Annotated in this window: 13 protein-coding genes; 5 read left to right on the top strand and 8 right to left on the bottom strand. The window is 66.0% G+C overall.

Translation table 11 applies throughout. The features are described 5' to 3' along the window. Nucleotides 1–21 precede the first annotated feature (21 nt). Nucleotides 22–765 carry a helix-turn-helix transcriptional regulator gene (locus JYK05_RS09370; RefSeq protein WP_206466739.1) on the bottom strand — a complete coding sequence of 248 codons (744 nt, stop codon included), beginning with the start codon at nucleotides 763–765 and terminating at the stop codon, nucleotides 22–24. Between the two features lie 161 nt (nucleotides 766–926). Here JYK05_RS09370 and JYK05_RS09365 point away from each other — a divergent pair, with 161 nt between their 5' ends. Further along, nucleotides 927–1,067 (top strand): hypothetical protein, encoded by a 141-nt coding sequence (locus JYK05_RS09365; protein ID WP_206466738.1) that lies wholly within the window; start codon nucleotides 927–929, stop codon nucleotides 1,065–1,067. Nucleotides 1,068–1,120: 53 nt separating this feature from the next. Beyond that, complete coding sequence (locus JYK05_RS09360; protein ID WP_206466737.1) at nucleotides 1,121–1,636, top strand: acyl-CoA thioesterase; 516 nt, start codon at nucleotides 1,121–1,123, stop codon at nucleotides 1,634–1,636. A gap of 285 nt (nucleotides 1,637–1,921) precedes the next feature. On the opposite strand, the gene fumC is transcribed toward JYK05_RS09360, so the two are convergent. The 4 genes from fumC to JYK05_RS09340 all read right to left on the bottom strand — a co-directional run bounded on the left by fumC (nucleotide 1,922) and on the right by JYK05_RS09340 (nucleotide 7,182). Next, the gene (gene fumC, locus JYK05_RS09355) at nucleotides 1,922–3,328 is read right to left on the bottom strand and encodes a class II fumarate hydratase (protein ID WP_206466736.1); all 1,407 of its coding nucleotides are present in this window, start codon (nucleotides 3,326–3,328) and stop codon (nucleotides 1,922–1,924) included. A 23-nt stretch (nucleotides 3,329–3,351) separates the two neighbouring features. Next, nucleotides 3,352–4,935 carry a phospholipase D family protein gene (locus JYK05_RS09350; RefSeq protein ID WP_371826375.1) on the bottom strand — a complete coding sequence of 528 codons (1,584 nt, stop codon included), beginning with the start codon at nucleotides 4,933–4,935 and terminating at the stop codon, nucleotides 3,352–3,354. A 424-nt stretch (nucleotides 4,936–5,359) separates the two neighbouring features. Further along, nucleotides 5,360–6,799, bottom strand: a complete 1,440-nt coding sequence (locus tag JYK05_RS09345) for an MATE family efflux transporter (RefSeq protein ID WP_206466734.1) — start codon at nucleotides 6,797–6,799, stop codon at nucleotides 5,360–5,362. A gap of 161 nt (nucleotides 6,800–6,960) precedes the next feature. Continuing rightward, entirely contained in the window at nucleotides 6,961–7,182 is a 222-nt protein-coding gene (locus JYK05_RS09340) for an RNA-binding S4 domain-containing protein (protein ID WP_175944540.1), read from the bottom strand. Nucleotides 7,183–7,469: 287 nt separating this feature from the next. Here JYK05_RS09340 and JYK05_RS09335 point away from each other — a divergent pair, with 287 nt between their 5' ends. The 3 genes from JYK05_RS09335 (at nucleotide 7,470) to JYK05_RS09325 (ending at nucleotide 10,458) form a co-directional block, all read left to right on the top strand. Continuing rightward, entirely contained in the window at nucleotides 7,470–7,871 is a 402-nt protein-coding gene (locus JYK05_RS09335) for a hypothetical protein (RefSeq protein ID WP_175944538.1), read from the top strand. Between the two features lie 85 nt (nucleotides 7,872–7,956). Continuing rightward, a complete protein-coding gene (locus JYK05_RS09330; protein WP_175944536.1) occupies nucleotides 7,957–8,217 on the top strand; it encodes a hypothetical protein in 261 nt (86 codons plus the stop codon). Between the two features lie 117 nt (nucleotides 8,218–8,334). Further along, nucleotides 8,335–10,458, top strand: a complete 2,124-nt coding sequence (locus JYK05_RS09325) for an ATP-dependent helicase (protein WP_175944534.1) — start codon at nucleotides 8,335–8,337, stop codon at nucleotides 10,456–10,458. Between the two features lie 12 nt (nucleotides 10,459–10,470). Here the strand turns inward: JYK05_RS09325 and JYK05_RS09320 are convergent, their stop codons facing one another. The 3 genes from JYK05_RS09320 to JYK05_RS09310 form a co-directional block, all read right to left on the bottom strand. Beyond that, nucleotides 10,471–11,235: a DUF4088 family protein gene (locus JYK05_RS09320; RefSeq protein ID WP_175944532.1), complete on the bottom strand. Its 765-nt coding sequence runs from the start codon at nucleotides 11,233–11,235 to the stop codon at nucleotides 10,471–10,473. A gap of 141 nt (nucleotides 11,236–11,376) precedes the next feature. Next, nucleotides 11,377–11,700, bottom strand: coding sequence for an AzlD domain-containing protein (locus tag JYK05_RS09315; protein ID WP_175944529.1), 324 nt, complete (start codon nucleotides 11,698–11,700; stop codon nucleotides 11,377–11,379). Further along, the gene (locus tag JYK05_RS09310; RefSeq protein WP_175945250.1) at nucleotides 11,697–12,374 is read right to left on the bottom strand and encodes an AzlC family ABC transporter permease; all 678 of its coding nucleotides are present in this window, start codon (nucleotides 12,372–12,374) and stop codon (nucleotides 11,697–11,699) included. Before JYK05_RS09310 ends, JYK05_RS09315 begins: the two co-directional genes overlap by 4 nt. Between the last annotated feature and the right edge of the window lie 257 nt (nucleotides 12,375–12,631).

Here is a 12,631-nt window from a genome sequence, read left to right as displayed (position 1 = left end):
CGCCGGTCGCGCGTTTTGTTTCTAGCGTCCCGATAGAAACCCTTCGAAATGCCGCTGTCCGGCGGGCGTCACGCGCAACACGCGGCGCTTGGCGGTGTGCTCGACCCAGCCGTGCGTTTCGCACGCTTCGAGATACGCCGCGCCGAGCGCGCCGCCCAAGTGCGGACGCCGCTCGCTCCAGTCGATGCACGTGCACGCAAAACGCCGCCGCCGCGCGCGCTGCGCTGTCACGTCGATGCCCAGTTCCGCGAACGCCTGCGCGCCGTCGGGCGTGGTGTCGAGCGCGGACGATTCGCGCGTTGCCGGATCGTCGTGCGCGGCCGCGAGCCAGCGACGCGCGAGCATGCCGTCGAAGAGCCGCACGGCCAGTTCGCCCGCGAGGTGGTCGTAGCAGGTGCGCGCATAGCGCATCTCGAGCGGCACGGCGCTCGCCGGACGCTGCGGCGCGGCTTGCGGCGCGCTGGCGCGAGCGAGATTCGCGAGCGCCTCGATGGCGGCGGCGATATCGGGCGTCGCGATGCGGTAGTAGCGATGCCGCCCGCTGACTTCGAGCGCGAGCAGCCCGCCTTCGGTCAGCCGCGCGAGATGCGCGCTCGCGGCGGACGGCGAAAGGCCCGCGATCATCGTCAGTTCGCCGGCGGGACGCGCGGTGCCGTCCATCAGCGACCAGAGCATCGCGGCGCGGCCCGGATCGGCCAGCAGCGCGCCGATGCGCGAGAGGCCGGGACAATGCCGCGAGCGGACGTCATCGAGAGCGGAATTCATGGCAAGGGCACGCAAAGAAGGCTAGACAACGGTCAATGCCACCACTCTAGCGCGCCCGCGCACCCGACGTTTCACATCCGCGTGAAATGTCGATGCGGCGCTCGCGGCGCTAGAATGGTCGCTCGTATCTCCCTCGTATCACCACGCAGCCAGGAATTCGCATGTCCAAGCTCATCACCGCAGCCGCGCTCGCCGTTCTCACCGTTTGCGCGGGTTGCGCGGGCGGGCCGTCGTCGTCGGCGGGCGGCGGCAGCATCACGATGTACGGCACCATGGATCAGGGCGTCACGGTTCACAACTAGCCGCCAATTTTCGCGGCCTATAATCGCGGCTTCTTTCTTCGCTGCGAGCCGCCATGACCACGCCGACCCCGCCCGCCACCCTGCGCGCAGGCCGCGCCGAAACCACCTTCCGCTTTCTTGCCGAGCCGATTTCCGTCAATTTCGGCGGCAAGGTGCATGGCGGCGCGCTCATGAAATGGATCGACGAAACCGCCTACGCCTGCGCCGCGATGTGGAGCGGACGCTACGCGGTGACGGTGAGCGTCGGCAACATCCGCTTCAGGCGGCCGATTCTCGTCGGCAATCTCGTCGAGTTGCGCGCGCGCGTCGTGTTGACGGGACGCACCAGCATGCATATTCACGTCTCGGTGCACGCGGGCGATCCAAAAGTCGGCGAGCTGGAGCAGACCACCGACTGCCTGATGGTGTTCGTCGCCGTCGACGAAAAGGGGCAGCCCACGCCCGTGCCAGCGTTCGTGCCGGAATCGGAAGAAGAGAAACGTCTCGCGAAATACGCGATGGACGTGAAAGACGCGCTCGATGCAATCGTCGAGCTGAAGCCGGAAGAAGTGGCGGCGGGCAAGGTCTGATGCCGACTTCGCGTTCAGCGCGACGCGCTTCCGTTCACGACTGCGCTTCTGCGCCGGCTCGACCGTCCCGTGCGCACGACGCCACTGCGCCGTGCGAACGCTTGCCGTAGCAGGCACGCTCGCCCGACTTGCGCGTGTTGACTGAAAACGCCTGCGAACGCCTGCTTCGTGCCGACCATTCGCGTGCGCCCGACGCGACTGCGCCGTGCGAACGCTCGCCGTAGCGGGCACGCTCGCCCGACTCGCCCTTGCCGGCCGAGAGCGCCCGAGAACGCCCGAGAACGCCTACTTCCTGCCGACCATCTCGTGCGGCTTCACCCATTCGTCGAACTGCTGCTCGGTCACGTGCCCGAGCGCGAGCGCGGCGGCCTTGAGCGTCGTGCCTTCCTTGTGCGCCTTCTTGGCGATCTGCGCGGCCTTGTCATAGCCGATGTGCGGATTGAGCGCCGTCACCAGCATCAGGGATTCGTTGAGCAGACTGTCGATGCGCTCCTGATTCGCCTCGATGCCCACCGCGCAGTTGTCGTTGAAGCTCTGCGCGCCGTCCGCGAGCAGGCGGATGGACTGCAGCACGTTATGCGCGATCATCGGCCGGAACACGTTTAGCTCGAAATTGCCGCTCGCGCCGCCGAAGTTCACCGCCACGTCGTTGCCGAACACCTGACAGCAGAGCATGGTCACGGCTTCGGACTGCGTCGGGTTCACCTTGCCCGGCATGATGGAACTGCCCGGCTCGTTCTCCGGAATCGATAGTTCGCCCAGGCCGCAGCGCGGACCGCTCGCGAGCCAGCGAATGTCGTTGGCGATCTTCATCATGCTCGCCGCGACGGTTTTCAGCGCGCCGTGCGCGGCGACGAGCGCGTCGGCGGCGGCCATCACCTCGAACTTGTTCGGCGCGGTTTCGAACGGCAGGCCCGTGAGCTTGCCGATGGCCTGCGCCACTTTCACCGCGAACTCCGGATGCGCGTTCAGCCCCGTGCCGACCGCCGTGCCGCCCTGCGCGAGTTGATAGAGATGCGGCAGCGTCGCTTCGACGTGGCGGATGCCCTGGTCGAGTTGCGCCACATAGCCGGAAAACTCCTGGCCGAGCGTGAGCGGCGTCGCGTCCTGCAAGTGCGTGCGGCCGATCTTCACGACGTCCGCAAACTGCTGCGCCTTCTTGTCGAGCGTCTCGCGCAGCGTCTTGAGCGACGGCACCAGATGCTTGACGATCGCATACGCGGCGGCGACGTGCATGGCGGTCGGGAATACGTCGTTGGACGACTGGCCGCGGTTCACGTCATCGTTCGGATGCACGAGTCGCTCTTCGCCGCGCGGCCCGCCGAGCAGCTCGCTCGCGCGATTGGCGATGACCTCGTTCAGATTCATGTTCGTCTGCGTGCCGGAACCCGTCTGCCACACGGCGAGCGGGAATTCGTCCGGATGCTTGCCGTCGATGATCTCGTCGGCCGCCTGCATGATCGCCTGCGCCTTCTTCGCGTCGAGCACCTTCAGGTCCTGATTCACCTCGGCGGCGGCGCGCTTGATGATCGCGAGCGCGGTGATGAGTTCGGGCGACTGCTTCTCCGTCGATATCTTGAAGTTCTGCAACGACCGCTGTGTTTGCGCGCCCCAGAGCTTGCCGTTGGGCACGGCGATCTCGCCGAACGTGTCCTTCTCCATGCGTACATCGCCCTGCGCGTTCTGTGTCATGGCCTGATGTTCCTTTGAAGTGGTCAAAGCTGTTCGTCGACGGGCAGCAGCTTGAAGACGCCCGTCATCGCGTTACGGTAAAAGCCGGCGTCGGGATCGAAGTTATAGGTCACCGTGCCGATGTCTTCCTGGCTGGTCCACACGAGACCGGACTGCGGCGAGCCGGTGCGGCGCAGCTCCGCCATCACCGCCGCGCTCGCCAGTTCCACGCGCCAGCTCGCTTTCGGCGAGATGCCCCGGTCGAACAGCGCCGCGACCTGCTCCGCGACGGGCTTGCTGTGAATCACGAGCGCCAGTTCGGTGTTGAGCCGCGCCGAGCGGGGATCGAGATTCATCGATCCGATCACGAGGATACTCCGATCGATCACATACGCCTTGGCGTGCAGACTCGCGCGCGACGACGAGCCGAAGAGGCCGGGCGGCGGGCGGCTCTCGCCTTCGGGCTGGAGCGGTTTGAATTCGTAAAGTTCGACGCCGTTTTGCAGAAGCGGCATGCGGTACGGCGCATAGCCCGCCTGAACCGCGACGGCATCCGTGGCGGCGAGCGAGTTGGTCAGCACCGCGACGCGCACGTGGCGGCGCGTCAGGTCGGCGAGCGCCTTCACGCCCACGTCGTGCGGCACGAAGTACGGCGACAGAATGAGGAACTCGTTCTGCGCGTTCTTCATCAATTCGGCGAGCCGCGTCATCGGCGGGCTTTTGTAGTCGTCGCTCGGATGCTCGATTTTCGCGGGCGAATCCGCTTCGAACTCGGTCGGCGCCCAGACGAGGCTCATCTCGCCGCGCGATATCTGCTGGGCGAGCGGCGTCGCGTTGAGCGGCTTGGCGTTCAGCGGGTCCGCTTGCTCGCGCCAGTGGTTGCGCAGATCCTCGCGCGTCTTGTCGAGCTCGGACGGATCAAACTTCTGCTTGTTCAGCACGCGCAGCGGGTAGGAGAGCGTGCTGTTCCAGTAATCGTCGAAGCTCGCGGAGACTTTGTGCACGACAGGGCCGGCCGTGAACATGTCGAGGTCGCGGAATTGCAGCGTCGGGCTGGCGTTGAAGTATTCGTCGCCGAGATTGCGTCCGCCGACGATCGCGATCTGGTTATCCGCGATCATCGCCTTGTTGTGCATGCGGCGCGTGAAGTGGTTCAGATTCGTGAAGAAGTTCTGCGTGCGCTCGGCGAAGCTGCGTTGCGCGCTGCCGTACGGGTTGAACACGCGAATCTCGATGTTCTCGTGCGAGTTCAGCGCCGCCATGATGCGGTCGATGTCCTTGAAGTTCAGGTCGTCGACCAGCATGCGCACGCGCACGCCGCGATCCGCCGCGTAGAGCGCCGCGCCGAGCAGCAGCTTGCCCGTGTTGTCCTCTTCGGCGATGTAGTACTGCATGTCGAGCGTCTTCGTCGCGGCGCGAGCGAGCGCGACGCGCGCCTGAAGCGCATCGGAGCCGGTCGGCAGCAGGCGCACGGCGGATTCGTCCGGATGCTGCTTTTCGAGCGGCGCGAGCGCTGTTTGGAGCGACGTCGGCTCGGTCGCGGACAGCGCGTGCGTCACCGGACGATCGAACGCGGTGGCGGGCGGGCGCGTCGCGCATCCGGCGCACAGCGCGGTGATGACCGCCATGGCCGCCATGCGGCGCGTGCGGCTCGTCCATTTAGTTGTATTCGTCGCGATTGGAGCGCGCGCGACTTCGCTTTCGGCTTGGCGAATTCCCCGGATTTCCGACACTTCGCTTCCTCTTTTTTGTTTATCTCGATTCGGCTGCTTCCGTGCGACCGCTTAAGGCAAGCAGCTTCGCCACACAGCAAGAAGCGTTCTCGCCGATGCGGCATCTCGAAATCATTCTAGGGGAACTGGCGTGCGGGCCAGGCGAGCAAACGCACGATGCGCGGAAATCGGCAGGCGAAAAAAAGCCCGCTCGGCAGAGCGGGCTATAACCCCTGTTACTGGATAAGTCTCAAGGAGGAGACGGGTTCATCCTAGCAACGCGCGCCACGAGCACCAACCAAGCATTCTTGCTTTGCATATGCATGGCGCGTCGAACTCATCAGGCGACGCTTTTGGAAGCAGCATCGACGCGATCGCCGGCGCGCGCGACGCCCGTTTCCACCAGCCGCTTGCTGATGCGATGAAAGCGCAGCGTCATCAGCACGGCGACGCTCGCCAGCCCAGCCGCGAGTCCCCACCACAAGCCTTTGGCGCCCAGCTCGAAGTGAAACGCGAGCACATAGCCCGTCGGAAACCCGACGCCCCAATAGCCGAACGCGGCGGCGAGCATCGGCACGCGCGTGTCTTTCAGGCCGCGCAGGCAGCCCGAGCCGACGGTCTGCATGCCGTCGACGATCTGAAACACGGCCGCGACGCTCAATAGCGATGCAGCGAGCGCGACGGTTCGCGCATTGGCGGGATCGTCGAGATGCAGATACAGGCCGACGATCGCGCGCGGCGCGGTAATGAGCACGAGCCCGGAGCACATCATGAAACCGACGCCGAGCGCCAGCGCGACGAAGCCCGCGTGACGCGCCGCGACGGGCACGCCCGCGCCGGCCCAGTAGCCGACGCGCACGTTCGCCGCCTGTCCGATCGCGAGCGGCACCATGAATGCCGCCGACGCCACGTTGAGTGCGATCTGGTGCGCGGCGAGCGGCGCTTCGCCGAGCAGGCCGACCATCATGCCGGTCGCGAGAAAGAGCGTCGATTCGACGCCGTACGTGATCGCGACCGGCCAGCCGATGCCGAAGAGTTCGCCCATGAGCGGCAGATGCGGCCGCGCGGCGGCGACGAAATGGCGGTAGCGCGGGCGCAGATGCAGCAGCGCGACGAGCGCGAAGGCCGTCAGCCAGACGGTGATGGCGGTGGCCGCCGCCGAGCCGAGAAAGCCTTCGCGCGGCAGGCCGTACGCGCCGTGGATCAGCCCGTAGTTCAGAAAGCCGTTGACGAACACGCCGCCGATGGACACCCACAGCAGGCGCTTTGCCGCGCCGATGGCCGGCAGAAACGCGCGCATCATGCCGATGCCGATCAGGCTGCCCGGCGTGCCCCAGCGCAGCACCGCGCAGTATTCGCCGACGTTGTGCGCGAGCGTCGCGGGCTCGTGGAACGCGAGCAGAAGCGGCTCCGCATACGACAGCAGCACGAACGCCGGCACGGCAAGCAGCACGGACAACACGAGCCCCGTCCAGTAGATGCCGGGCACGCGGTGTTCCGCATCCGCGCCGCGCGCATGGGCGACAGCCACGCTCACCGACGTCAGTACGCCTTGCAGCAGGGTCACCACGACGAAGAACATGTTCGCGCCCAGACCGCCCGCGGCGAGCGCGTCGGGACCGAGCGAGCCGAGCAGAATCGTGTCCGTCACGCCCATCGCCATTTGCGACAGTTGCGCGATGGCGAGCGGCGCGGCGAGGCGCGCGGTATCGACGGCATGGCGAGACAGGCTGACGTGTCCCGAATGCGCGCGGGTCGCGCGGCTGGTGTGCGATTGCATGATCGAGAGAAAGGAGCGGAAGGGCGTGTGGACGCGTCCGTGTCGCGCGCTGAAACCTGAACGAAAGACGCCTAGCTTATGGCCTCGCGCGCGGCATGTCGATGACGCGCCCCGCTATGGTCGTCTTTTCGCAAGCGGCAGGCGCATGCGCGCAAGCGGTATCAGTCGGGCGCGCGCACTCGAATCTTTTGGCCGTCGAGCATCACGACCTGACCCGCGCGGATCTTGCACGTCTTGCGCAGTTCCACTTTGCCGTCGACGGTGACGTCGCCCATCGCGACGCGCGCCTTCGCGGAGCCGCCGCTGTCGGCGAGTCCCATCAGCTTGAGCAGGTTGTGAAGTTCGACGTAGTCGCCCGTGAGGGTGAATTGAAGCTGCGGCATGGCGGGCGTTCGGAATGCAAGAAGACTTGGATGATAAACCAGCGCGGAGCATCTTCCGGGCATAGCGCGTGCTCGTACACGATCGACCGTTCGTTTCGCCGGATTAAGCAGATGTAGCGAAGTGAAACCGCCGGTAACAATGACTCGTTTCGGGAAACTCGCGCGTCGTCCGGCCGGTCTGTAGGTTTGATCGATGCAGCTTCGGTCATCTTCTAAACGACAAGTCGCGTCATCGCGTTCCGAGTTGTCGAACGCGTTTGGCGGACACACCCAGAGAGGACAAGCTCATGACTAAGGCTCGAATTCTGATGATCGGCGCCGCTTTCGCCGCGATGGCTGCCACCGGCGCGCAGGCGCAAACCGCCCAGCCGGCCGACTCCGCTCCCGGTCAGGCGCCGATGCAGGCTCAGCAGCAAGTGTCGCCGCCGCCGCAAAACGTGGTCGCCCCGGCACCGACCGATCCGCTCGTGCAGAAGCGCAACGCCGACGCGCAGGCCAACGCGGAATATCGCGCGTCCAAGAAGGCGTCGAAGGCGGAGATGAAGGCTGCCGACAAGCAGGCCAAGCAGCAGTACAAGGAGGAAGTCCGCAACGCGAAGATCAATCGCAAGGCCGACAAGGCCGCCGCGAAGGACGACCTGAACGCCGCGACCGACCGCACGCCGAAGGATGAAGGCGAGCAGCACTGATCGCGCAGGACGCCGCGAAGCCTGGCTGACTCTCGCTTCGCGGCGGGAACACAACGACCACACTAACGACCACACGGAGGACGCCATGAATCGACGCACCCATACATTGCTGGCTGCGCTCATCGCGGGCGCACTGACGAGCGTGAGCGCGGCACCGGCTTTCGCGCAATCGACGAGCGACGCGCCGACCCACGCCGACAAGAAGGCCGCGAAGAAGCAGGCCGAAGCGGACAAGGAATCCGCCGTCGCGCAGGCGAAGGCGGACAAGAAGAAGACCGAAGCGCAATCGGAGGCGAATGAAGCCGCCGCAAAAGCCAATCTGAAGGATGCCAAGAAGGCCGATTAAGCGCGTCTTGTAGAGCCGCGGCCCGTCGAAGGAAACACGTGCCGCGGCAAAGACTTGCGTGCGCGGGTTGTATGGATATACAGTGTGCGTCACTTCTTTCGACGCCCGCATTTCTCTGTGCTGACCCTTCCGGACGACACCGCCACCGCCGACGCCTCCTCTGAGAACGTCGCCGCTTATCTTGCCAAGCTCAACGATGCGCAGCGCCGGGCGGTCGAATTCGGTGTCGACGCGCCGGGGCGCTGCGGCGGTCCGTTGCTCGTCATCGCGGGCGCGGGCTCGGGCAAGACCAACACGCTCGCGCATCGCGTCGCGCATTTGCTGGTGAAGGGCGCGGATCCGCATCGGATTCTGCTGCTGACCTTTTCGCGCCGCGCGGCGCTCGAAATGACGCGGCGGGTGACGCGCATCGCGACGAACGCGCTCGGCAGCAAGAGCGCCATCGCGCAGGGGCTCACGTGGTCCGGCACGTTTCACGGCATCGGCGCGCGGCTGCTTCGCGATTACGCCGATCTCGTCGGCCTCGCGCCGTCGTTCACCATCAACGACCGTGAAGACTCCGCCGACCTGATGAACCTCGTGCGCCACGAGCTCGGGCTCTCGTCGAAAGAGAAGCGGTTTCCCGCCAAATCGACGTGCTTCGCCATCTACTCGCGCGTCGTCAACACGGGCGCGTCGCTCGCCACCGTGCTGGACCAGGCGTATCCGTGGTGCCGCGAGTGGGAAGCGGACCTGAAGCGCCTCTTCGCCGCGTACGTGAGCGCGAAGCAGGCGCAAAGCGTCCTCGACTACGACGACCTGCTGCTCTACTGGTCGCACCTCGCCGCCGAGCCGAGCATCGCGGCGGACTTGTCGAGCCGCTTCGATCACGTGCTCGTCGACGAATATCAGGACACCAACCGCCTGCAAGCCACCATCCTGCTCGCGATGAAACCGGACGGACGCGGCCTCACCGTCGTGGGCGACGACGCGCAGTCCATCTATTCGTTTCGCGGCGCGACGGTGCGCAATATCCTCGACTTCCCGCAGCACTTCGACCCGCCCGCCGCGACCGTCACGCTCGACCGCAACTATCGCTCGACGCAGCCGATTCTCGAAGCGTCGAACGCGGTGATCGGGCTTGCCACTGAGCGGTACACGAAGGATCTGTGGACCGACAAGGCATCGGCGCAAAGGCCGCGCGTCGTTTCGGTCGCCGACGAGGCGGATCAGGCGCGTTATGTCGTCGAAAAGGTGCTGGAGGCGCGCGAGGCCGGCATGAAGCTCAAGTCGCAGGCGGTGCTCTTTCGCGCGGCGCATCACAGCGCGACGCTCGAAATCGAGCTCACGCGGCGCAACATTCCGTTCGTGAAGTTCGGCGGCCTCAAGTTTCTGGACTCCGTGCACGTGAAAGACGTGCTCGCGGTGCTGCGCTGGGCCGAGAATCCGCGCGATCGCGTCGCGGGCTTTCGCGTCGCGCAACTGCTGCCGGGCATCGGGCCGGCGATTGCGGGGCGCTTACTCGATAGCGTCGCGCAGGCCGAGCGCGCGCCGACCGCGATCGCCGCGTTCGGAGCGCCCGCGCGGGCGAGCGAAGACTGGCCGCGCTTCGTCGCGCTCATGGGCAAGCTGTGCGGCCGCGAATCGCCGTGGCCCGCCGAATTCGAGATGATCCGCCGCTGGTACGAGCCGCACCTCGAACGCAATCACGAAGACGCGGCTATCCGCATCGGCGACGTATTGCAGATGGAAAGCATCGCGTCCACGTACCCGACGCGCGAGCGTTTCCTCACCGAACTCACGCTCGATCCGCCCGACGCGACGAGCGACGAGTCCGGCGTGCCGCTCATCGACGAGGACTATCTGATTCTCTCGACCATCCACTCGGCGAAGGGGCAGGAGTGGCGCAACGTGTTCGTGCTGAACGGCGTGGACGGCTGCATTCCGTCCGATATGGGCACGGGCAGCGACGAGGAAATCGACGAAGAGCGCCGCCTGCTGTATGTCGCGATGACGCGGGCGAAAGAAGATCTGCACATCGTCACGCCGCAGCGTTTCTACGTGCACAACCAGACGAATCTCGGCGATCGCCACGTGTGGGCGCAGCGCACGCGCTTCATTCCGCCGCATCTGATGCAGCACTTCGAGGCCGGCGCATGGCCGCCGGTGCCGGTCGCGGCCGCGCCGACGGCGGCGGGCCTGGCCGCGGCGGCGAAAGCGAAGATCGATATCGCCGCGCGGCTGAAGGGAATGTGGGAGTAGGGCCGCGCTCGTTCAGCGCGGGGCGCGTGAGGCGCGCGGCACGCGCGGCGCGCTGCCGAAAATGCTGCGCAGCCACGCCGCGAAGCGCGTGAAGCCGTCGTAGGGTTCGTCGACGAAAAGCTCCGGCCGCATCGAGCGCAGATATTCCAGCAGTTGCTGCGCTTCCTGTTTCTGGATCGATCCGTAGAAGATGCCCAGCCGCAGCAGCGCGCGCAGTTCGCCGAGCTTTTCGCGCGCGGTGGAGCCGACGTTCGTTTCCACCGCGATCTTCGCATCGAAGACGCGCTGGCGCAGCGAATCGGCGAGCCGCCAGGCGGGCGTCTGCATCTTCTGCTCGACTTCGCGGATATCCACCGCCGCCGACTTGATCTGCGAGGCGAGCACGTCCACCTGCGAGGCGTCGCCCTTGGCTTCGGTGACGATGGCCGTCGCCCATTCGCGCGACGCTTTCACCAGATCCTCGGCGCTCCAGTCGGAGCGGATCGCGAACGCGAAGCCATGCTCGGCCGCCTGCCGGATCAGAATTTCGACGACATCCGGGAACTCCTTGTCGAGCGCGCGCTTGGCCCACGCATACTGGCCGTGCGTGAGCATGCGCTGCACGGCCTGCTCGGTGAGCGGCGTGTCGTTGTCGAGCAGCTTCGCGCGCAAAAAGTCCTCGAACGACGGCGTGACGAACTGCGGGTCGAGCTTGAGCGACAGACGCAGGAACGCCTCGAAGTCGCGATTCAGCGACGCGATCGTTTCATCGCGCAACGAAAGAGTGATTTGACGCATGTCGGTTTCCGGTTCCGCGCTCGGCTGGCCCGATGGCGGGAAATGCTGTCGGCCTGCCGCGCGGGCGGAGTCCGTTCGTTTCAGATAACGGCGGAGCGGCCGGAAACTTGAGGGCTCTAGAAAGGCGCCTCGCTTCGGTGTTCAGCGCAGCACGACGAGCTGCCAGACGAAGAACACGCCGAGCGATACCGCGATCGTTAGCAGCGCGCGGCGTGTCAGCGCGCAGACGGCGATCGCCGCCAACGCCGCGATCAGTTGCGGATTGCGCCACGTCAGCTCGGCGCCGTTGCCGTGCGGCGAGACCGTCATCGGCACGATGATCGCGGTGAGCACCGTCACCGGCACGAAGCCGAGCGCCGTGCGCACGACCGGCGCAAACGACAGCCGCTCGCCGAGCACGAACACCGCGGCCCGGATCAGATACGTGACGAGCGCCATGCCGACAATCAGGATGACGTAGTTCATTGCGCGCGCTCCTTGGCGTCTTTCATGCGCGGTTTCTGTTCGATGAGCGTCAGCAGCAAGCCCACGGCGACGCCGGCGAGCACGGCCGCGAGCAGCCCGAGCTTGTACGGCCAGCCTTGCCACGCGAACGACAGCACGCCCGAGGCCAGCGCCGCCGCGATGAAGCGCAGCGCCACGAGTTGCGGAACGATGATCGCGATGAACGTGGCGACCATCGCGAAATCGAGCCCGAGCGACTTGAGCCCCGGAAACGCTGCGCCGAAGAAGAGCCCGATGAGCGTCCACGCTTGCCAGTTCGCATACATCGCGAGACCGGAGCCGAGAAAGTAGTGCGGCCCTGTTTCGCCCGGCGCGCGCGCTCGATAGTGCGCGTAGGCGACGGCGAACACTTCGTCGGTCAAGAGGCCGGCCAGCGCCCAGCGCCAGCGCGCGGGCAGATGCGCGACGTAGGGCGCGAGCGTCGCCGAATAGAGCACATGGCGCAGATTGACGACGAAGGTCGTCGCCCAGATGACGGCGAAGCTCGCGTGTCCCGCGATCATGCCGGCCGCGATGAACTGCGCCGAGCCCGCGAAGACCGCGAGCGACATCAGCTGGCCGTGCCAGAGCGTGAGCGGACTAGCCGTGACGAGCGTGCCGAAGATCACGCCGAAGGGCGCGGCGCCGATCATCATCGGAATGGTGTCGCGAGCGCCGGCGGTGAGTTCCCGCCAGGCGTTGCCGGATGGTGCGTTCAAGATCGTCCTCCTGATTCGCGGAGGATAAGGCGGCGTGAATGCGAAAGCTTGTACGTTCTTGCGGTGTCAGTGTTGTCGCGCGCGGTTGCTTGGGCGGACGCGGCCGTGATGCAGATTGCGGTGCTGTGCGGTCCCGGAGTGGTTTTCGTTGCACGCGTCGTGCGTGCGAAACGAGGGTGCATCGGCGTGGTGGG

The sequence above is a fragment of the Caballeronia sp. M1242 genome, from assembly GCF_017220215.1.
Classification (GTDB): domain Bacteria; phylum Pseudomonadota; class Gammaproteobacteria; order Burkholderiales; family Burkholderiaceae; genus Caballeronia.
This window is presented reverse-complemented; position numbering and strand designations above follow the sequence as displayed.

Coding starts and splice junctions, on each gene's coding strand:
- JYK05_RS09370 (WP_206466739.1), bottom strand. CDS start 765: ATGAATTCCGCTCTCGATGACGTCCGCTCGCGGCATTGTCCCGGCCTC.
- JYK05_RS09365 (WP_206466738.1), top strand. CDS start 927: ATGTCCAAGCTCATCACCGCAGCCGCGCTCGCCGTTCTCACCGTTTGC.
- JYK05_RS09360 (WP_206466737.1), top strand. CDS start 1,121: ATGACCACGCCGACCCCGCCCGCCACCCTGCGCGCAGGCCGCGCCGAA.
- fumC (WP_206466736.1), bottom strand. CDS start 3,328: ATGACACAGAACGCGCAGGGCGATGTACGCATGGAGAAGGACACGTTC.
- JYK05_RS09350 (WP_371826375.1), bottom strand. CDS start 4,935: ATGGCGGTCATCACCGCGCTGTGCGCCGGATGCGCGACGCGCCCGCCC.
- JYK05_RS09345 (WP_206466734.1), bottom strand. CDS start 6,799: ATGCAATCGCACACCAGCCGCGCGACCCGCGCGCATTCGGGACACGTC.
- JYK05_RS09340 (WP_175944540.1), bottom strand. CDS start 7,182: ATGCCGCAGCTTCAATTCACCCTCACGGGCGACTACGTCGAACTTCAC.
- JYK05_RS09335 (WP_175944538.1), top strand. CDS start 7,470: ATGACTAAGGCTCGAATTCTGATGATCGGCGCCGCTTTCGCCGCGATG.
- JYK05_RS09330 (WP_175944536.1), top strand. CDS start 7,957: ATGAATCGACGCACCCATACATTGCTGGCTGCGCTCATCGCGGGCGCA.
- JYK05_RS09320 (WP_175944532.1), bottom strand. CDS start 11,235: ATGCGTCAAATCACTCTTTCGTTGCGCGATGAAACGATCGCGTCGCTG.
- JYK05_RS09315 (WP_175944529.1), bottom strand. CDS start 11,700: ATGAACTACGTCATCCTGATTGTCGGCATGGCGCTCGTCACGTATCTG.
- JYK05_RS09310 (WP_175945250.1), bottom strand. CDS start 12,374: ATGATGATCGGCGCCGCGCCCTTCGGCGTGATCTTCGGCACGCTCGTC.